At 65.9% G+C, this 19,763-nt stretch carries 16 protein-coding genes; 5 read left to right on the top strand and 11 right to left on the bottom strand.

From position 1 onward, the window contains the following. Nucleotides 1-2: 2 nt before the first annotated feature. The 4 genes from alr to BN3560_RS09130 form a co-directional block, all read right to left on the bottom strand. Complete coding sequence (gene alr / locus BN3560_RS09145; RefSeq protein ID WP_096227810.1) at nt 3-1,391, bottom strand: alanine racemase; 1,389 nt, start codon at nt 1,389-1,391, stop codon at nt 3-5. Between the two features lie 536 nt (nt 1,392-1,927). Then, the gene (locus BN3560_RS09140) at nt 1,928-3,127 is read right to left on the bottom strand and encodes an IS110 family RNA-guided transposase (protein ID WP_157780566.1); all 1,200 of its coding nucleotides are present in this window, start codon (nt 3,125-3,127) and stop codon (nt 1,928-1,930) included. 329 nt (nt 3,128-3,456) lie between these two features. Then, on the bottom strand, nt 3,457-4,326 hold the full coding sequence (locus BN3560_RS09135) for a hypothetical protein (protein WP_096227808.1): 870 nt from the start codon (nt 4,324-4,326) through the stop codon (nt 3,457-3,459). Between the two features lie 131 nt (nt 4,327-4,457). After that, nucleotides 4,458-6,083: a LuxR family transcriptional regulator gene (locus tag BN3560_RS09130; protein WP_154270050.1), complete on the bottom strand. Its 1,626-nt coding sequence runs from the start codon at nt 6,081-6,083 to the stop codon at nt 4,458-4,460. A 179-nt stretch (nt 6,084-6,262) separates the two neighbouring features. Here BN3560_RS09130 and BN3560_RS09125 point away from each other — a divergent pair, with 179 nt between their 5' ends. The 4 genes from BN3560_RS09125 to BN3560_RS09110 all read left to right on the top strand — a co-directional run bounded on the left by BN3560_RS09125 (nt 6,263) and on the right by BN3560_RS09110 (nt 10,994). After that, a complete protein-coding gene (locus BN3560_RS09125) occupies nt 6,263-8,677 on the top strand; it encodes a DMSO/selenate family reductase complex A subunit (protein WP_096227806.1) in 2,415 nt (804 codons plus the stop codon). Nucleotides 8,678-8,692: 15 nt separating this feature from the next. Then, nucleotides 8,693-9,328 carry a DMSO/selenate family reductase complex B subunit gene (locus BN3560_RS09120; protein WP_096227805.1) on the top strand — a complete coding sequence of 212 codons (636 nt, stop codon included), beginning with the start codon at nt 8,693-8,695 and terminating at the stop codon, nt 9,326-9,328. A 167-nt stretch (nt 9,329-9,495) separates the two neighbouring features. Beyond that, nucleotides 9,496-10,137 (top strand): 4Fe-4S dicluster domain-containing protein, encoded by a 642-nt coding sequence (locus tag BN3560_RS09115; RefSeq protein WP_096227804.1) that lies wholly within the window; start codon nt 9,496-9,498, stop codon nt 10,135-10,137. Nucleotides 10,138-10,139: 2 nt separating this feature from the next. After that, nucleotides 10,140-10,994, top strand: a complete 855-nt coding sequence (locus BN3560_RS09110) for a dimethyl sulfoxide reductase anchor subunit family protein (protein ID WP_096227803.1) — start codon at nt 10,140-10,142, stop codon at nt 10,992-10,994. 178 nt (nt 10,995-11,172) lie between these two features. Here BN3560_RS09110 and BN3560_RS09105 read toward each other — a convergent pair whose 3' ends face one another. Then, nucleotides 11,173-11,655 (bottom strand): MogA/MoaB family molybdenum cofactor biosynthesis protein, encoded by a 483-nt coding sequence (locus tag BN3560_RS09105; protein ID WP_096227802.1) that lies wholly within the window; start codon nt 11,653-11,655, stop codon nt 11,173-11,175. Nucleotides 11,656-11,838: 183 nt separating this feature from the next. Beyond that, nucleotides 11,839-13,095: a molybdopterin molybdotransferase MoeA gene (locus BN3560_RS09100; RefSeq protein ID WP_096227801.1), complete on the bottom strand. Its 1,257-nt coding sequence runs from the start codon at nt 13,093-13,095 to the stop codon at nt 11,839-11,841. Nucleotides 13,096-13,405: 310 nt separating this feature from the next. Here BN3560_RS09100 and BN3560_RS09095 point away from each other — a divergent pair, with 310 nt between their 5' ends. Beyond that, a complete protein-coding gene (locus tag BN3560_RS09095; protein ID WP_096227800.1) occupies nt 13,406-13,975 on the top strand; it encodes a gamma carbonic anhydrase family protein in 570 nt (189 codons plus the stop codon). Between the two features lie 151 nt (nt 13,976-14,126). On the opposite strand, the gene BN3560_RS09090 is transcribed toward BN3560_RS09095, so the two are convergent. From BN3560_RS09090 to BN3560_RS09070, 5 genes are all read right to left on the bottom strand, one after another. Beyond that, nucleotides 14,127-14,705 carry a GNAT family N-acetyltransferase gene (locus BN3560_RS09090; RefSeq protein ID WP_096227799.1) on the bottom strand — a complete coding sequence of 193 codons (579 nt, stop codon included), beginning with the start codon at nt 14,703-14,705 and terminating at the stop codon, nt 14,127-14,129. Nucleotides 14,706-14,806: 101 nt separating this feature from the next. Beyond that, on the bottom strand, nt 14,807-16,099 hold the full coding sequence (eno, locus tag BN3560_RS09085; protein ID WP_096227798.1) for a phosphopyruvate hydratase: 1,293 nt from the start codon (nt 16,097-16,099) through the stop codon (nt 14,807-14,809). Between the two features lie 388 nt (nt 16,100-16,487). Next, nucleotides 16,488-16,967 carry an SAM-dependent methyltransferase gene (locus BN3560_RS09080; protein WP_096227797.1) on the bottom strand — a complete coding sequence of 160 codons (480 nt, stop codon included), beginning with the start codon at nt 16,965-16,967 and terminating at the stop codon, nt 16,488-16,490. A 75-nt stretch (nt 16,968-17,042) separates the two neighbouring features. Next, nucleotides 17,043-17,936: a MerR family transcriptional regulator gene (locus BN3560_RS09075; RefSeq protein ID WP_096227796.1), complete on the bottom strand. Its 894-nt coding sequence runs from the start codon at nt 17,934-17,936 to the stop codon at nt 17,043-17,045. 62 nt (nt 17,937-17,998) lie between these two features. Beyond that, nucleotides 17,999-19,600, bottom strand: a complete 1,602-nt coding sequence (locus tag BN3560_RS09070) for a response regulator transcription factor (RefSeq protein WP_096227795.1) — start codon at nt 19,598-19,600, stop codon at nt 17,999-18,001. Nucleotides 19,601-19,763: the final 163 nt, after the last annotated feature.

Genomic DNA, 19,763 nt, shown 5'->3' with positions numbered 1-19,763 from the left:
GCCTACACGTACACTCTGGGCATGCGCTGCGCGAACCCGATGGACAGCTCGTAGTGGATCGTGCCCAGCGTGTTCGCCATGTCGTCGAGCGTGATCACCGAGTCTCCCTGGCGTCCTACCAGCACCACCTCGTCGCCGATCTGCGGGTCCACGCGGCGGCGCGTGCCGTAGATGCGCATGTCCACCTCGAACATGCATTGGTCCATGCAGATGTTGCCCACCTGGCGGAACCGCTGGCCGGACACGATGAAGTCCGTGCGGCCCGAGAGCCCCCGGCGCAGGCCGTCGGCGTAGCCCACGGGCACGGTGCATATCTTCACGCTGCCGGGGCTGCGGTAGTTCATGCCGTAGCTCACGCCCTCGCTCATGGGAACGAGCCGCGCATCGGTCACGCGCGCGTGCACGCTCATGACGGGCTTGAGGTCGATCATCGTGCGCGTTTCCGGGCACGGGTGCAGGCCGTACAACGCGATGCCGGGGCGCACCATATCGAAGTGCACGTCGGGATAGCGGATGGCCGCAGCCGAGTTGGCGGCATGGATGATGCCGGGGTCGACGCCGGCCACGCGCATGCCCTGGATAGCCTCGAGGAAGCGCTTCGTCTGTATGTGAAAGTCCAGCGTCTCGGGCGCATCGGCCGTGGCGAAGTGGGTGAACGTGCCCACCAGGTCGAGCGCGCGGTGGAAGCTCACCTGCGACAGGAACTCCACCACCTGGTCGTGCCGCACGCCGATGCGGTTCATGCCCGTGTTCACGGCCAGGTGGTACGGCGCGCGGATGCCGAAGGCGTCGGCCGCCTCGGCGTAGCGGATGGCGAAGTCGGGCGTGTAGACGCTCGGCATGACCTTGTAGGCCAGCAGCAGGGGAATGGCCTCGTCAGGGGGCTGAGAGAGCACGAGAATGGGCGCATTCACCAGTGCCTCGCGCAGCTCGATGGCCTCGTTGACCGTGGCCACGCCCAGATACTCGGCGCCGGAGTTCAGCGCCGTCTTCGCGCAGCGCACCGCACCGTGCCCGTAGCCGTCGGCCTTCACCACGGCCATGACGCGCACGCCGGGTCCCACGTGGCGCTTGAGAGACGCCACGTTGTGGCGCAAAGCGTTCAAATCGATCTCCGTCCAGGCCCAGCGACGGTCGGTGTCGGGGATGAGGCGCAGCTTGTCGGGGTCGAAGCTCGCCGCGCCCGTGTCGGGCCGCGCATGGTCGCGTGCATACTGGAACGCCCCCTGCGCGCCCCGCTCGTAGCCAGCTGGGACGCCCGCGAGCGACGCGCCGCCGCCTGTGGTGTAGCCTCCCACCGGCGTGTGCCCCACGCTGGCGCTGGCCGGCTCGAAGCCCGGCTTGCGGTTCGCGAACCCGGTGAATCCGTTCGGTAGCTCTTGTGCCGTCATGCTGCTGTCGTCCTCGCTCGATCGCCGTTCGTTTTCGCGCACCAGTATCAATCTATAACGAAATAAAAGCAAATCACGGGGCGTGGATTCCTTGAAAACTGCGGTCAAGAGACGGCTGCCAGCCTGTTTGGCGCACAACCAACCAAGCCTCCGTTGTCAGAAGCTTTCCTTACTCTTTGATTTATCTCCCTAGACGGAGCAGCTGGCCTTGTCGCGTGGCGCCTGTCCTCGAGCAGTATTCTACGGAGCCTGTCGGCATCAATCTTATCGGCGATGGACGGGGGCCGCTGGAACCGGTGGCATGATTTGCTAGGCTCTCGGAGAGCAATATTGCAACGCCGGTGTCCGGTTCCAGCGACGACCAGCGGACGAGCCATGCACAGCCCGTCCAGATCGATATTATAGGCGACATTTCCGCTCGATCCTCGAGGAAAAGAAAGGCTTTCTTGTTGCCCCGACTGGGATCAGGGTGTGCAAAATCTACCCCCCATGCTCTATAATACGAGGAGCGCAAAGGACCTGCTTTCGGAAAAGGACTAGGCTGCTGCGCGATGCGACGGCTCGTAGAAGGTGCCGTTCGCCAGGAGCGCGTAGATGAGGTCTACGCGCCGTCGCGCCAGGGCTCGGAGCGCCTGTTTGCGCTTCAAGCCCTCGGCGCGCTTTCTGTTGTAATAGGCCTTGCATCTGGGATCGAATCGAATCGCCATCTGCGCCGACTGGATGAGCGCGTTCTTGAGCCTCCGGTTCCCGCTCTTTCTCCGCTTGTTCTTCTTGACGCTCGTTCCCGACTCTTCCTTCACGGGCGCGATGCCCCCGTAGGAAGCCAGGTGGTTCGCGTCTGGGAAGCGGCTGATGTCGCCGATCTCGGCGGCGATCGTCGCCCCGTGGACGCGACCGATGCCGGGAATGCTCTTCAGGATCGCCGTCTCGGGCACCGCATCTGCGCGCTCCTCGATGGCGGCGTCCAGCTCGGATTCCTCCTGGTCGAGCTCGAGGATGCGCCTGGCCAGCTTCTTGATCTGAATCTCGATGACCTCGGTCGCCGGGAGTTCAACCGTCATGGTGCCAAGCGCCTCGAATACCTCTTCCGCCATCGCCGGGCCACGGTTCTTCTGGCACTTGACGCTTCCTGCCCACTTTGACACGCGGGCCTTGCCGGCGCGCTTGAGCCCGCGCGGGCCGCCGTAGCGTTCGAACATCTTCACGGCCAGGCCTGAATGGAGCTTCTCGCCCTCGAAAAGCTGCTCGAGGGGCGGGGACGCTTGAAGCAGGAGGTCGTGCAGGCGGTTGTAGTAGCGCGTGCGCTCTTTGACGATATCCGCCCGCCGCGAGTTGAGGACTTTGATCTCTGCGATCACACCGTCGCGCGTGCCGACCGGCCGGATCAGCCTCGGGGTGCTGAGGGACACGTCGGCGATGATGAAGGCGTCCTTGGCGTCCGATTTTCCTTCCTTGTAGGTCGTAGAGATGTCTTTAAAGTCCTTGGGGGTGATATGGGCAACGTCCAATCCCATATCCTTGCCGACCGCCACCACCAATCGTCCGATGTTGCCGAATTGGTCGACGGTCACGAGCGCTTTGCCGTAGCCGCTCGCATCCTCCAGCAGCTCGCGAATGCTCGCCTCATCCTGGCCGAAGGGTCGGGAAAACAACCGCTTGCCCGTTGCTCCGTCGAGCGCCACCGCGTAATGCTTGGTCTTCCCGACATCCACGCCGACATACACGTCGTAATCCATCTCCGCCCGCTCCATAGTTCCCCTTCCTCGATGAATGGAAGCTGGCCTTGTCGCAGGGCGCCTGTCCTCGAGCAGTATTCTACGGAGCCTGTCGGCATCAATCTTATCGGCGATGGACGGGCGCCGCTGGATCCGGTGGCATGATACTGGGAGCTATAGGTAGCATTAGCACTGCGCCGGTGTCCGGTTCCAGCGACGACCAGCTGCGGAAGCCATGCATAGCTTCCGCAAGAGGATTATAAGTGAAACTACCTAGTAGAATAGCACTGGGAGAACCAGCCGCTCGCGTTTCAAGGTGGGCGGAGCCCGATATATCAGTGACCTCCTGCTTAGCTTTTCTCCTTGGAGCCATCCTCCTTGAACTCTGCGGGGTCCAACACCTCGCTTTCAATAACATCGCTGCAGACAGAGATCGCAATATCCATATCGTCTTCCGAAGATATAACTTCGTACAGCTCCTCGATTTCCGCTTCGGATGCTTTAAGGTTATCGCGAAGAGCACACTGAAGTTTCTTCGCCATCGGACCGAATGTTGCGTAAGTTAAAGCACCCGACACGACCCCGCCAAGAACCGGTACGACCTTGGAGATACCCTTCTGAACAACGCCTTTCGTCAGCTTGACCCCGAGCATTTTGGCAATCGTTCTCGCCACTTTCCATGGGACCCCATTAAGAACTTTAGTTACAGCAACCTGACCGAATTTCTTGGCAAGTATTCTTCCTGCGTTATAGCTCATCAAGGCAAGCACTTGCGACGCTGCCTCGATGCCGAACATAGCCCCGATGTACAGCAGAAGCTTCGTCATCCTGTCGTCATCTTGCATCTTTGTAAAGTCGTTCGCTTCTCCATATATGTAAGAAAGCTGCTGCGCAATGCGAACATAAAAAGCGAATGACTGCGTTATGTCCGCGGTTACAGTGGCGGGAAGCGTCGGAAGCGAACTCGGTAAGCCCGCGACGAACGAAGCTCCTGAAGTGGTTAAGCGCGTTTTGTTGATGCAAGAATTCGCCGCCGAGTCGAGCATATCCAGCGAAACATCTCCGTAATCGCCAAGTTCAACCACTCTATTCAACTGATCAGGACTAAGTTTATCGCGAAATACATCCCTCAAAAATGCCTCGCGATTTATAAGCAAACCGGGAACCCGCTCGATCAGTTCAGACACTATCGCCCATACATCAATCGTAATTTCCTTCATTTAAGTAGCCTTTCTCGTCTTTGCCGTGCCTTTTCGGAGCACGTTCACTGCTCTGTAACAGAACCTGTAGAATTCGCGAAGTAGGCACCCTGTGCACTGATCGCAATCAGCGATTTCCCGCACGCAGCTCCCTACCCCTCCCGCTCGTGGAGCATGTCCAACAGTTCCTGGCGCTTGTGGATGTCGAGCTTCGTGTAGATGTGCTTCGCATGGGTGCGCACCGTGTTCTCGCTGATGACCAGGCGCTCGGCAATGCTCGCCATGCTGTTGCCGCGGGCGATGAGCTCCATGACCTCCGTCTCGCGCGTGGACAGGCCGAAGGCCTCCTGCATGGCGCGGCACTGCTTGGACGTGCGGTCGCGGATGGCGCCGGCGTCGTCCGAGGCGCTGGGGCGGTTGCGGCGCTTCGGCGCGGCCTTGGCGGGCTTGGCGGGCTTGCCGTCCTTTGCAGGGCCGGAAGCGGGGCTCCGTCCGTCGGCGTCGGCGGAGCCGCGGCGCAAAAACTCGATGGGATCCGCCGTCACGGTGCCCTTCGATGCCACGGCCTTGAACAGCGTGCCCGTGGACACCAGCAGCGTGATGCCCAGCACGTAGCTGGACACCATGGCCACGAAGAACAACCAGTCGAACCCGTCCACCGACACGAAGTCGCTCACCCACCCCAGCAGAAAGCCCACGGCCTGCATGAGGTACACCACGGCGCCGAAGAACGCGTAGATGAACACGGGGTTGATGCCGCGGTCGCGCGAGACCTGCGCACACTGCATCATCATGAGCATGAGCACGAGCGAGAACACCATGTAGGTGAAGGCGGCGAACAGGTTCAGGTAGCCCGCGCCCAAGAACGGCAGCAGCAAAAAGCCCGTTATGACCAGCGGGTACACCACACGGAACACCGACGTGAGCCCCAAGCGGAAGCTCATGCGCCGCCACAGCAGCAAGAGCACGGCAGCCGACACGAACGAGCCCAGCATGGAAGCGCTGTTCACCACGAAGCTGATCTCCTGGTGCAGAAGGGCGATGCCGCGGATGACCCCGCTGGCGAACGCGAGCGATCCCACGCACAGCGCGCTGCGCCAGTAGTCGGAAACCACCTGGCGGTAGACCTGCGGATGCTGGCGCGGCACATCTTCGAACATGGGCTGGTCCATGCGCATCTCGCGCACGGAGAGCGCGATGCAGAGACCGCACAAGGGCACGAACACGAGCGGCACGAGGAACGCTGTGAGGGCGATGGGCACAAGGTACAGCGCGAAGTAGATGAAGGGAGCAAGCGCCGTGCCCACCACGAGCCGCACGTTGCCCTGGGCGGGCGGCAGCGAGGCGAAGTAACGCTGCCAGAGCATGAACAGGCCCGCGCACCCGATGCCCAAGAGCACGCCGCCCGCGGCCACGAGCACGAGCACGGCCTCGAAAACGTACATGGCGCCGATGAGGCACGCCGACCCGGCGAACACGAGGATGGCGCTCAACGACACCAGCATGCGCCGCGCCCCGTGCGGGAAACGGTACGACCCCACGGCACTTGCCACGAACGCGCCCCAGAACGCGAGCGACTGAGCGAGGAAGAACGTGAGCGTGACCTCCGCCGTTTGGAACTCCATCGGCAGAAACGGGAACACGCCGCCCCAGATGGACGTGGCGTTCACCGTGAGGAAGCACGCGTACCCCCAACTGGACACATGCGTATGCGCGGCGCCTTCTGCCACGTGAAGTCGGCCCTCCCCTGCCTCGATCTCCTTGCCCTGTGCGTCCATTATAGTATAAAGCAGCACCGGGCAACCTGCGCACTGTGCAGGCCGCCCGGCGAATGGGGTGATACCACACCTCCCTGAACTGGACAAACGCTTAAATCACATGCAAAGTGTGATTCTGCTGCCCTGTTATTTCGGTAGCGTGGCCCTTGGAGGAGTTACCAAGGAGAAGGAGGGAAACCATGGCAATGAACGAAGCAGCGACGCTGTCGCGCCGCACGTTCGTGAAGGGCTCGCTCGCCGGGCTCGCGCTGGCCGGGGCCGCCGGAAGCGCGCTGTACGGCTGCGCCCCCAAGAGCGAGGAAGGCGCCAAGGACGGGGGCGCCGCGACGGCTGACGAGATCGTCTACAGCCAGTGCGTCGTCAACTGCGGCGGCTCGTGCCTGCTGCGCTGGCACGTGCAGGACGGCAAGATCGTCTACGCCGAAACGGACAACGTGGGCGATGCCGCCGGGTTGCAGGCCCGTGCCTGCCTGCGCGGCCGCACCATCCGCCGCTGGATCAACTCGCCCGACCGCCTCATGAAGCCCATGAAGCGCGAGGGCAAGCGCGGCGAGGGCAAGTTCAAGGAGATCAGCTGGGACGAGGCATACCAGGGCATCGCCGACGCGCTCAAGAACACCATCGACAAGTACGGCAACGAGGCCGTGTACATGAACTACGGCAGCGGCGTTTCCTCCGCCACAAGCCGCCTGTTCCCGCGCCTTGCGAACCTGATGGGCGGCTACCTGAAGAGCTACGCCGACTATTCCACGAACATGATGCAGTCCGGCATGCCCTACACCTACGGCGACGGCTGCAACCCCTATGACAGCGTGTACGCCTCGTCCATGTCGGAGGCCGAGAAGTCCGACCTGGTCATCATGTTCGGCAACAGCCCGGCCGACACGCGCATGGGCGGCGCCAACATCGTCTACGACTTCGCGAAGGTGCGCGAGGCCGGTGCGAAGATCGTCAACATCGACTACCGCCTGAACGAGACGAGCTCCGGACACCCTGACGAGTGGTTGCCCATCCGCACGGGAACCGACGCGGCCCTCGTGAACGCCATCGCCCACGAGCTGATCGCGAACGACCAGGTAGACAAGGAGTTCTTGGACAAGTACTGCGTGGGTTACGACGAGGACACCATGCCCGAGTCCGCCAAGGGGCAGAACAAGTCCTACAAGGACTACATCATGGGCACCGGCTACGACATGGTGGAGAAGACGCCAGAGTGGGCTGCCCCCATCACGCAGATCACCGCCGATCGCATCCGCCAGCTGGCCGCCGACATCGCGTCCGCAAAGGCGCTGTTCGTCGTGCAGGGCTGGGGCCCGCAGCGCCACAACAACGGCGAGAACACCTCGCGTGCCATCTGCATGCTGCCCATCCTCACGGGCATGATCGGCAAGCCCGGCACGAACACGGGCATGCGCGAGGCCGAGCCGGGCGGCATCCTGGGCAGCATGCCCAAGGGCGAGAACCCGGTGAAGACGGCTATCAACTGCTACCAGTGGCTCAACGCCGCCGACCACGGCGAGCAGATGACCGCCGCAAAGGACGGCGTGCGCGGCGCCGACAAGCTTTCGACCGGCATCAAGTTCCTCTGGAACTACGGCGGCAACTGCATCTCGAACCAGCACTCCGATATCAACCTCGTGCACGACATCCTGCAGGACGAGAGCAAGCTCGAGTGCATCGTGGTCATCGACACCGTCATGACTGACTCCGCCAAGTACGCCGACTACTTGCTGCCCGACGCCATGCGCGCCGAGCAGATGCACATGGCGGCCAACGGCTATGCCGAGTACTACAACGGCGTCGTGGTGGGCGGCCCGGCGCAGGATGCCCCGGGCGATGCCCAGAAAGAGTATGACATCGTTTCCGGTATCGCCGACAAGCTGGGCCTGAAGGATGACTTCACCGAGGGCAAGACGCAGGAGCAGTGGATCGAGGAGATCTACAAGAAGTCCGCCGAGAAGGACGGCAACATGCCCAGCTGGGACGAAATCAAGGCCCAGGGGCACTACAAGCGCGAGCTCGAGCCGGTCATCGGCCTGGTCGACTTCGTGGCCGATCCCTCCAAGAACCCGCTTGAGACGCCGTCGGGCAAGATCGAGATCTACGCCGAGCGCCTTGCCGAGGATGCCGCGAAGCTCGAGTTGGCCGAGTGCGACGTCGTTACCCCCATCCCCGTGTTCGACCCGGGCTACCTAGGCTACGGCAGCACCACCGACGAATTCCCGCTGTACGCCTCTGGCTTCCACTACAAGTCCCGCACGCACTCCTCCTACGGCGGAGTGGAAGAGCTCAATCAGGCCTGCCGCCAGCAGATCTGGATCAACGATCTGGACGCTCAGGAGCGCGGCATCGCCAACGGTGATAAGTGCTCTGTGAAGAGCCCCGTGGGTGAGATGCTTATCGAGGCCAAGGTCACGCCGCGTATCATCCCCGGCACCGTAGGCATCCCGCAGGGCGCTTGGCACGACGCCGACATGGCGGGCGACCGCATCGACAAGGGCGGTTGCATCAACACCATCACCCCCTACCATCCCTCGCCGCTCGCGAAGGGCAACGGCGTGCACTCGCTCATCGTCCAAGTAGCGAAAGCGTAAAGGAGGAACGCAACCATGACCCAGTACGGTTTCTATTTCGACAGCACGCGCTGCACGGGCTGCAAGACCTGCGAGATGGCGTGCAAGGACTACAAGGACCTGCCCGCCACCATCGCGTTCCGCAAGGTATACGACTACGAGGGCGGCTCGTGGATCGATGCCGGCGACGGCATCTACACCACCGACACGTTCGCCTACCATGTGTCGCTGGCCTGCAACCACTGCGCCATGCCGGCGTGCATGGCCAAGTGCCCATCGGGCGCCATCGAGAAGGACGGCAAGACGGGCCTCGTGCACATCGACCAGGAGAAGTGCACGGGCGTGGGCGCCTGCGTGACCAGCTGCCCCTACAACGTGCCCGTTCTCGACGATGCCAAGAAGGCCCAGAAGTGCGACGGCTGCGCCGACCGCGTGGCCGAGGGCCTGAACCCCATCTGCGTGGACGCCTGCCCGGTGCGCGCGCTCGAATGGGGCGACATCGAGGAGCTGCGCGCGGCCCACACCGGCACCGTGGCGGGCATCGCCCCCATGCCCTCGCCGGACGAGACCACGCCGTCCATCGCCATCAACCCCTGCCCGGCCGCCAAGGAGCCCGGCGACACCACGGGGGCGATAGCGAACGAGAAGGAAGTCACGAACGTCCCCGCGTAACAGCACCGTTTCCGCGGGGCCCGGCAGCGCTTGCGGCCGCCGGGCCCCGCACCTCTCTGAAGAAGCGGCCGCGCCCCTCCCTCCCCGGCGCGGCCGCTTCCGGTATACTGGGGCGGGATGCCCGCTCCAGGAGCGTGCGGGCAGGGGAGCATGGCAGAGGGCCGCTCATGACGTTCGGATTCTTCTTCGACAACACGCGCTGCACCGGGTGCAAGACCTGCGAGATGGCGTGCAAGGACTACCGCGACCTCGGGGCCGAGGCCATGTTCCGGCGCGTCATCGACTACGAGGGCGGCACGTGGGAGCGGCCCGGCGCGGCGGGCGCGGGCACCGAGGCGGGCATGGCCGTTGCCACAGGCGTGTTCGCCTACCACCTGTCGCTCGCGTGCAACCATTGCGGCGACCCCGCCTGCACGCGCGTGTGCCCTACCGGCGCCATGCACAAGGACGACCGCGGGCTCGTGTGGCCCGACGAGCGCAAGTGCATCGGCTGCGGGTACTGCACCATGGCCTGCCCCTATCACGCCCCCTTCATCGACCAGCACCTGAAGAAGAGCTCGAAGTGCGACGGCTGCCGCGCGCGGCTGGACGAGGGGCTGGGGCCCGTATGCGTCGAGGCCTGCCCCGTGCGGGCGCTCGAATGGGGAGACCCGGCAGAGCTCGCGGCACGGCATCCGGGCGTCGTGCGCTCCATCCTGCCGCTACCGCCGGAGGACGCCACGTGGCCGAACCTCTTCATCCTCCCCTCGCCCGCGGCCGTACTGGCCGCCCAAGAGGGCGGGTATATTGCGAATCACCAGGAGATATAGGTATGACCAGCGGTTTCGACGAGCTCTCGCTCGCGTTGTTCACCACGCTGGCGCCGGCCGGCACCATCGCGTTCATCGCGCTCGCCCTGGCGCGCCTGCTCGAGCGCGACCACGAGGCCGCCGTGCGCATCGACCGCCTGGCGGCGCTGCCGTTCTCGGTGGTGCTCGTGGGCTTCATCGCCTCGGCCACGCACCTGGGCACGCCGGCCAACGCGCTGCACGTGTTCTCGGGCGTGGGGCGCTCGCCGCTGTCGAACGAGGTGCTGGCGGCCGTGGCCTTCCTGTTCCTGGCCGGCTCGTACTGGATGGCGGCCTTCAAGCAGCACTTCCCCGATTCAGTGGCGAAGCCGTGGCTCGTTTTGACCTGCGCAGCCGGCGCGGCATTGGTGGCCTGCACGTCGCTTGCCTATGCGGTGGACACGGTGCCCACCTGGGACACCTGGTTCACGCCGACGAACCTGTGGTTCTCGGCGTTGCTGGCGGGGCCGATGCTCGGGCTGCTGTTCCTGCACCTGGCACGCGCCGGGCGGCGACGGTACGACGCCGTGCTCGTGGCGGTGAGCGCCGTTGCGCTGGCGGCGGGCACGGTCGTGCTGGCGTTGCACCAGCAGAGCCTCGCCGACGTGGCGAACAACGAGCTGGTGGCCAGCGCGCTCGTGCCGGGCTACGGCACGGCCATCACGTTCCACGCCCTCGCAGGCACCGCCGGCTGCATCTGCGCCGCCTTGTCGCTGCGATCCCGCCGCAGCCCGCAGGCGGCCCTGGCCTTGAGCGGGGCAGGAACATTGCTGCTGCTGACCGCCGTGCTCGTCACCCGCGTGGAGTTCTACCAGCTGCATTTGACGGTGGGGTTTTAGGGGACGCACAGGTTGGCACAGTAAGTCAGCGAGGCCGGCTGTGGTACCCGAGATTCGTGGGATCGCGGAGGCGAAGCGTACTTTTGTACGCGAGTCTCCAGGATCGCGCGAAGATCGGGTACCACAGCCGGCCGCAGCGTCGGCTCGTTCCGGCGGTCGGCAGACCGCCGGAACCTTCCTAGTGCCCGCCGCCCGCCATCATCTTGGCGGCGTGCGGCAGGGCGGCCACGATGCCGTCCCAGTTCTCGCGGGCCGCCTTCTCGCTGCCGGGCAGGTTGATCACCAGGTGCCGGCCGCGCTGCATGCACAGCGCACGCGAGAGCATGGCGTAGGGGGTGATGGCCAGCGAGTGGGCGCGCATGGCCTCGGCGATGCCGGGCACGTTGCGCTCGCACACGTCCATCGTGGCCTCCGGCGTCACGTCGCGCAAAGAAAGACCGCTGCCGCCGCAGGTCAGCACGATATCGGCATCAAGCTCGTCGCAGGCGGCCACGATGGCCGCGGCGATGTCGGCACGCTCGTCGCGCACTACCACGTGGCTCGCGCACGTCCACCCCTTCTCGGCGATGAGCGCCTCAAGCGCGGCGCCCGCGGTGTCCTCCTTCATGCTGCGCGTGTCGGAGCAGGTGATAAGAGCGAATGTCAGAGCTTGTTCGGACATGGTCGTTCCTTTCTCGCAGGTTGGCGTTAGTAAGTCAGCGAGAAGGGCCGTGGTGCGTCGCATTCGTGAGATCGCGGAGGCGAAGCGTACTTTGGGTACGCGAGCTTCCGGGATCGCGCGAAGGCGGCGTGCCACGGCCCTTCGCAGCGTCGGCTGTTCCGGCGGCCGACAGGCCGGCGGAACCTACAGGCTGACCTCCTCGGAAACGTCCAACAGCATGCAGTCGATGAGCGAGCCGGCCGTGCGCGACTCCAAGCCCTCGGGCATGATGGCCATGCAGTTGCTGCGCTGGATGACGCCGAACAGTCCCGAGCTCTGGTTCTTCGCCGGCGCCACCACGTACTCGCCCGCATCGTCCTTGTACAACGTGGAGCGCAGGAAGATGCGGCGCGGATCGTTCTTCTTCACGTCGCGCGAGAGCTTCGCCTTCACCACGGGACGCGTGAAATGGCGGTAACCCTGCATCTTGCGCAGCGCGGGGCGAATGATCATCTCGAAGCCCACGTAGGCGGCCGCCGGGTTGCCGGGCAGGCCGAACACGGGCGTGCCCTGCACCACGCCGAACGTCTGGGCCTTGCCGGGACGCATGTTCACGGTGGTCATGAGCAGCTCGCCCAGCTCTTCCACCACGGGCTTGATGAAGTCGAAGTCGCCGTTGGAGGCGCCGCCGCTCGTCACCACGAAGTCGTACTCGCAGGCCGCGGCGGACACGGCGGCCGCGAGGGCCTCCAGCGTGTCCTCCACGATGGGCAGGATCGTGGGTGCGGAGCCTGCGGCCTGGGCGCACGCGGCCAGCGCGTAGCTGTTCGAGTTGCGGATCTTGCCGGGCGTGGGAACCTCGGTGGGGTCCACCAGCTCGCTGCCGATGGAGATGATGGCCACGCGCGGGCGTCGGTGCGTGGGCACCTCCACCACGCCGCAGCCCGCCAGGAACCCTACGCCGGCCGAGCCGATGACCTCGCCGGCCTCCACCACAACCTCGCCGGCCTTGGCCTCCTCGCCCGCCTCGCGCACGTTGTTGCGCTCCTTCACGGGGGCGGTGAACGCCACGCGGCTTCCTGGCTTGCCGTCACCGGTCACCACGTCCACGATCTCGTACTTCACCACGGCGTCGGCGTCGTCGGGAACCGGCGCGCCCGTCATGATGCGCACGCACTGGCCCTCCCCGATGGAGCCCTCGTACACGTCGCCGGCCGCAACCTCCGCGATGACGTCCATCTCCACCGGCGCCTCGGCGCTCGCGGCAGCCAGCTCGGCCGCGCGCACCGCGAAACCGTCCATGGCCGAATGCGCGAACGGGGCGATGTCGATGTCGCTGCGCAGGTCCTCGGCTGCCACGCGGCCCACCGCCTCCAGCACCGGCACCGTCTCCTGCGGCAACGGCTCCACGTTCGCGAGCACGAGTTCGCGGGCCTCTTCGAGCGAGATCATTTCCTTCATCGGTTCGTCCCCTTCCTGAAAAAGCGCGCCCCGCCCCGCCGCCTTCGCCGACGCGGGCCGTTGCGCACCTTCGATATACCATGCCGACTATTATAGCGCTGAAAGTATAGTTACGGACGGCGACTTTGCCGCCCCCGTGCGCGCCGCTCTTCGATTTCGCCGCGCCCTCCGCCCGCACCGACCTTCGACTTCGCCGAGCCCACCTCCCCTTGCCGCATTTCCCCCGCTTCCTCTCCTGCGCCCACCGAAACCAGTCGGCACCTCGCAAGCGCCGTTATAATAGGAAGGGAATCGACCGAAAGGAATCCCTATGACCCACGCCGAAGCCAAGCCCTCCCTCTACCGCAACGTTCGCATCCACCCGAGCGCGCGCCTCTCCCCCGCCGCCGGCATCGTGGGCGACGTGACCATCGGGCGCGACTCCTGCGTGCTGGCCGGTGCCCAGATCCGCGCCGACGACGCGCCCGTCATCATCGGCGACGAGGTGAACATCCAGGAGAACGCCGTCGTCCACGTGGACCGCGATCATCCCGCCATCCTCCACGACCACTGCACCATAGGGCACGGCGCCGTCATACACGGCTGCGAGATAGGGCCGAACGCGCTCGTGGGCATGGGCGCCATCGTCATGAACGGGGCGAAGGTGGGCGCGAATTGTGTGGTGGCCGCCGGCGCGCTGGTATCCGAGGGCAAAGAGCTTCCCGACGGCAGCCTGGTTATGGGCATGCCCGCGCGCGTGAACCGCACGCTGTCGGATGAGGAAATCGCGCGCTTGTGCACCGCGGCGGGCGACGAGTACCTGGCCGTGGGCGCCCGCATGCTCGAGGAAGGCCTGCTGCACAACCCCGAGCCGGACGCGGACGCACACCTGGGCTTCTAGGAAACGCCGAAGCTCCGTCATAGGCCGTTTCGCAGGGCAAGCACCCTGCGCTTGCCGCCTCCTGCGGAACAATCCCGCTGCCGGCAAGGGCAGAAACCCTTGCCTTGGAGGCATCCGTCACCGTTGCATCAATCAGCGCTTCTCTGGGCGCTCATCGAGCAGCGAGCAGCCGCTCGGCATAGGCCGGCACCGCCTGTTCGAGCGGGGCGAGCGTCTTGTCCTCGCCTTCCGGCAGTTCGTTGATCAGCGCGAGGAAGCGGTCCGACTCGAAACCCGGACCCTTCGCGAGCACCTCGTACACGTCGCCTTCGAAGCAGTTCGCGATGCCCGTGGGCGCGAAGCCGTTGCGCAGGTAGAAGTCGCGGCGCCTTTGCCGCTGGACAACGTTCGGGGCGCCCTCGATCACTGGCTCGATGTCGAGCGCGATGGTCTTGCCGGGGCAGCGCCGCTCGATGTCGGCGAGCATGCGCGCGCCGTAGCCCTTCGAGCGAACCCCCTCGCCAACGGCGAGGAAGAGCACGTACGCCAGCCTCGCGTCCTCTATCATGAAGGCGAATCCGCAGAACAGCCCTTCGTCGCGATAGGCGAGCAGCGACACTTCCTCGCGCTCGGCCTGCGTGGTAAGAAACGAGAACGGCGGGCGCTCATACGGTGGGAACGCGGCTTCCAGCAACCGCTCCACCTCTTGCGCATCCTCGGTTCCAGCCGTGACGGCACGTGCTTCCAACATTGGACGAACCCCCTGGTAGAATCCCCTTTTTATTCTGTCACCTACAAAGCGGGCGGCCCGCCGTTCCCCACGGCGAGCCGCCCGCACAGTGCGCAACCGGCTTAGCGCTTGATGTTGTAGAACGCGCTCATGCCGGCGTAGACGGCGGCGGAGTCCAGCTCCTCCTCGATGCGGAGCAGCTGGTTGTACTTCGCCACGCGGTCGGAGCGGCAGGGCGCGCCCGTCTTGATCTGGCCGGTGTTGCACGCCACGGACAAATCGGCGATGGTGGTGTCCTCGGTCTCGCCGGAGCGGTGGCTCATGACGCAGGCGTAGCCGGCCTGCTTCGCCATCTCGATGGCCTCCAGCGTCTCGGTGAGGCTGCCGATCTGGTTCACCTTGATGAGGATGGCGTTCGCGCAGCCCATCTCGATGCCCTTGGCCAGTCGCTTGGAGTTCGTGACGAACAGGTCGTCGCCCACCAGCTGCACGCGGTCGCCGATGCGCTCGGTGAGCGCCTTCCAGCCGTCCCAGTCCTCCTCGGCCATGCCGTCCTCGATGGAGATGATGGGGTACTTGTTCACCAGGGCCTCCCAGTAGTCCACCATCTCGGCGCTCGTGAGCTCGCGGCCCTCGCCGGCCAGCACGTACTTCTGCTTGTCGGCGTCGTAGAACTCGGTCGAGGCCGGATCCATGGCGAACATGATGTCCACGCCGGGCTTGTAGCCGGCGGCCTCGCACGCCTTCGTGACGTACTCGAGCGGCTCCTCGTTCGTCTTGAAGTTGGGGGCGAAACCGCCCTCGTCGCCCACGCCGCCGCCCAGGCCCGCGTCGTGCAGCACCTTCTTCAGCGTGTGGTAGATCTCGGCGCACCAGCGCAGGGCCTCGGCGAAGCTGTCCGCGCCCACCGGCATGATCATGAACTCCTGGAAGTCCACGTTGTTGTCGGCGTGCACGCCGCCGTTGAGGATGTTCATCATGGGCGTGGGCAGAAGGTGCGCGTTCGCGCCGCCCACGTACTTGTACAGCGGCAGCTCAGCGGACTCGGCCGCGGCCTTCGCGCAGGCCAGCGACGCGCCCAGGATGGCGTTCGCGCCCAGGGCGCCCTTGTTGTCGGTGCCGTCCACCTCGAGCATGATGTCGTCGATGGTGCGCTGGTCGTCGGCCTCCAGGCCGATGAGCGCCTCGGCGATCTCCTCGTTCACGTGGGCCACCGCGTCGAGCGTGCCCTTGCCGAGGTAGCGGCCCTTGTCGCAGTCGCGCAGCTCCACGGCCTCGAACGCGCCGGTCGAAGCGCCCGACGGCACGGCGGCGCGGCCGAACGCCCCGTCCTCCAGCACGACCTCCACCTCCACGGTCGGGTTGCCGCGCGAGTCCAGGATCTCGCGACCGAACACATCGATGATGACGCTCATGAATGCCTCCTCGTAGTCTGTCCAATCCGCTTCGCCGGACCGTTCCGCCGAAGCGTGACCTTCCCGGCAATCATAGCACGTCGGAAGCGCAATCCCCCATTCTGCGAGCGTTTCCCACAACCATGAAGGCGAACGGTAAAGCCGGACCGGCGCGATCGAGGGTACCCGGGCAAGCATTGGCGGCGAAGCGTTTTCTGCAACCCCAACTCGGCCAAGCTCGCCAACGTCGCGCCGATCTCATTCGCACGGTTGCGGCACGCTTCGGTGAACCCGGACTTCGAGAACAGGAACAAGAGGCGCTTTTCCGCGGGAATCAGATGGCTACGGTGCTTTATGAAGTTACGATTTGTCAAATTACGAACTTATTACTTCTGCGCTCCGCGTCGCGTTAGAAGCGGAACTCGGACGCCCAGTCGAAATCGGCGGAGGCTTCCGTGCTTGCGGGCCAGTGAGCGCACCAGGCGGGGACGATGGGGTGCTCGATGCGGTCGATGCTGGGGGTGTAGGGCTTGAGGTCGAGCACGGGGGTGCCGTCGGCGGCGTCGAGGTAGGGCGTCTCCACAATACCGGCGTCCGCGTCCACGGCGGCCAGCTCGATGGCCGTGAGGGCCAGCGGGTTGGGCCGCAGCGGGCTCCGCGTGGCGAAAATGCCCAGGTCGTGGTCGAGACGCGTGTAGGGGCGCCCCGCATCGGTGAGCGCGCGCAGCTCGGGGTCGTCAACCTCGTGCGCCCACCAGATGACGACGGCGTGGCCGAAGCCCTCGAGGCCGCGCAGGCCGTCGCGGTACGCCGGGTCGATGCGCAGCTGCGCAGGCCCCTCCCCTCCCCCGCTCACGACGCCGACGGGATGAACGGAAAACGTTTGCATGGATTGCTCCTCTCGCGATGGCCGCCCCTGCGGCGGCACATGATGAGGAGCATAGGGGCTGACACCGTGGGAGGGTCAAGCGGTCTTCTGGACGGGAACCAAAAACTCCGTAAGGTAGTCCTGCGGGTCTTCCGCGTTCCACGGGCCGCGATGGGCCACCTCGCGCGTGGGGCCGGCCATGCGCAGCGCGGGATGATCTTCCAGCCACCGCGCGAACGACGCGTACACGGGCGCGATGTTCTCGTAGGGGCCGTACACCTTGATGCTCGCGGCAAGCGGCAGCGCGGCGCTGCGGTAGAAGCGCAGCGGCCCGTCGTCTTCGCCGTGCGCATCGGTGGCCACGGCCACCTCCACCGTGACGGGCGATGGGGCACCGCAGGGCGCGCCGCCTGCGGCGATCGCGTCCCCTGCACCGCCTGCAGCATCGCCGCCCGCATCGGCCGCCGCCCCCTCGTCGCAGAACTCGCAGTACTCCGTGTAAGGTTCGGATGGCGCAATCTTCCGCTCTCTCATGAATGCGCCCAGCCGCTCCCAAGCCCGCCGTTCCTCGCCGTAGCCCTCCAGCTCCATGCGCAGCGCCACCACCTGGTAGGAGGGAACCGACACGAGCGCCACCTCGCAGCTTATGGCGGACCCGCCGGCCTCCACGTCCTGCCGGAAACGGAGCAGGTCGGCAAGTCGGCGCTGCTCACGCCCGATGCCTTCCTCGAGCTCACGCGCGCGATCGTCCAGGGCGCGGGCCAGCTCCCTGTCGTCCGCATGCACCAGCCGCCCGATTTCCCGGATGGGGAACCCCAGGTCACGCAGGACGGTAATGCGGTTCGCCTCCGCCAGCTGGGACACGGCATAGCGACGGTACCCCGTCTGGGCGTCCTGCTCGGCGGGCTTGAGCAGACCCACCTGGTCGTAGTGGCGCAGCATGCGCACCGATATGCGCGAGAGCCGGGAGAACTCGCCTATCTGCAGCACGGGGAAACCTCCTTGGGACCAATCGGCAGACGCAGCATAGCATGAAAGGGCGCGCGGCGGCCTCACGCCCCCAGCGGATGCTCGGAGCCGTCGGCGGCCAGGTCCTCCCGCTCGCGCGCCAGGTAGTCGATGAGCTCCTGCTGGGAGTGCACGGCGAGCTTGCGGTAGATGCTGCGCACATGCGTCTTCACCGTGTCGGGCGACACGGACAGCGCCTCGCACACGGCGCGGCGCGACTTGCCCTCGGCCAGCAGCAGCATGACCTCGCTCTCGCGCTGCGTGACCGCACGCTCGGTGGCCACGAACTTCACCACTCCCGCCATGTCGCCCGCCGCCAGGCTGCTCTCGCCGGGACGCACGGTGCCCCAGCCGTACTTGAGGTTGCTGCCGCTGGACAGGAACAGGGCCGCCGCCAGCACGAGGCACGCCACGCAGCTGGCGAGCAGCGCGGCATCGGGCGACATCTCGGCGCCCAAAAAGCCCAAGGCCAGCCCTGCGCCAACCACCACGCCGCAGAACAGCGCGGCACCCGGACAGCTGGCGATCCAGGTGGCGGGCAGCCCCATGTTTTTCATGAGGCAGGCGCCCAGGCTCCACAGCACCAGGTCGAGGTAGCAGAACCCGGCAGCCAGCACCGCGCTGCCCACCGCCGTCGCATCGGGCAGCAGCGCAAGCAGAACGAAGCCGAGGGCCACGAACGGGAAAGCCACCTTGTACACCAGCCGGTTGAAGTCGAGACGCAGGAACACGAGCGTGCCGAACAGCAGAGCCACCGCCGCAAGCTGCCCCACAGAGCACAGCGCCGTGCTCCCGAACGAGGAGGTCCATGCCACGGCCTCCGCGCCGCCCGCCCCGGCAAAGACGGCGGCCACCCCGGCGCCGTCGCCGCCTAACGCGAACATTCCCGCGAACAGCACGCCGGCAGCCAGACCCTGCACGCACGACGTGGCAGCGAACTTCGCGGGAAACGGCAGCGGCACGTCGCGCCCATGCCCGTAGTAACGCGCCCGGGGGAAGCCGCCCACCACGGAGCGCAGCAGCGCGGCGCCCGCGAACGGCAGCACGAGGGGCGCTGCCAGCAGGGGCAGGTCGCCCGACCCGGATACCCGGCCCGCCACCGCCAGCATCGCGAGCACGGCTGCCGTCGCCACGGTGGCCAGCATGCCCTGGTACAACGTCTGCTGCGTTCCTATCCAGCCGAACACGCGATCGACCTCCACGCGGAACAGCGCGCATCCCACACCCATGACCAGGCTCGCCAGCAGGTACAGCGCGCCCCGCGCAGCCGTCGGCAGCCCGGTGTCGAGCGCCCACACCAGATGAAGGGCCGCCGCGAGCGTCATAAGCGACGCCAATGCCACAGTCCACGAGGTCGCACTCGGCACCTTGCGGGTCCGCTTGAACCACACGGCTATGACCGCGCTCGCCGCCGCCATGCACGCGAGCGGCCCCAGCCATGCCGGCAGGAGCATCTCGCCGCCTCCCGACCCCTGTGCCCCGAGCACGACGGCCGGCCCGGTACAGCAGGCTATCAGCCAAACCATGTAGCTTGCCATGGCCAGCGCGATACGGGCGTTTCCCGCCGCGGCGTGGCCGAGCTCCGCGCGCACGCGCTCGCGGTCGCCCGGCTCGTTGAACAGGTGGCGAACGTGGCTTCCCTTCATGGGCCCTCCCCTTTGTCCCTCGCACAAGCATACCGCGTCGCGCCTCACCCCGCAGGGTGAAAACGCACGATTCGGCTTTTTCCCTGCGATGGGCGAAGCGGAGCGCACGCCACGCGTGCTAGGGTGCGGGCAACGCACGGTGCGGAGGGCGCCGGGCAGGGAG

Source organism: Gordonibacter urolithinfaciens (assembly GCF_900199375.1).
Lineage (GTDB): Bacteria > Actinomycetota > Coriobacteriia > Coriobacteriales > Eggerthellaceae > Gordonibacter > Gordonibacter urolithinfaciens.
The sequence above is the reverse complement of the archived record's forward strand: the minus strand, read 5'-3'. Positions and strand labels throughout refer to the sequence as shown.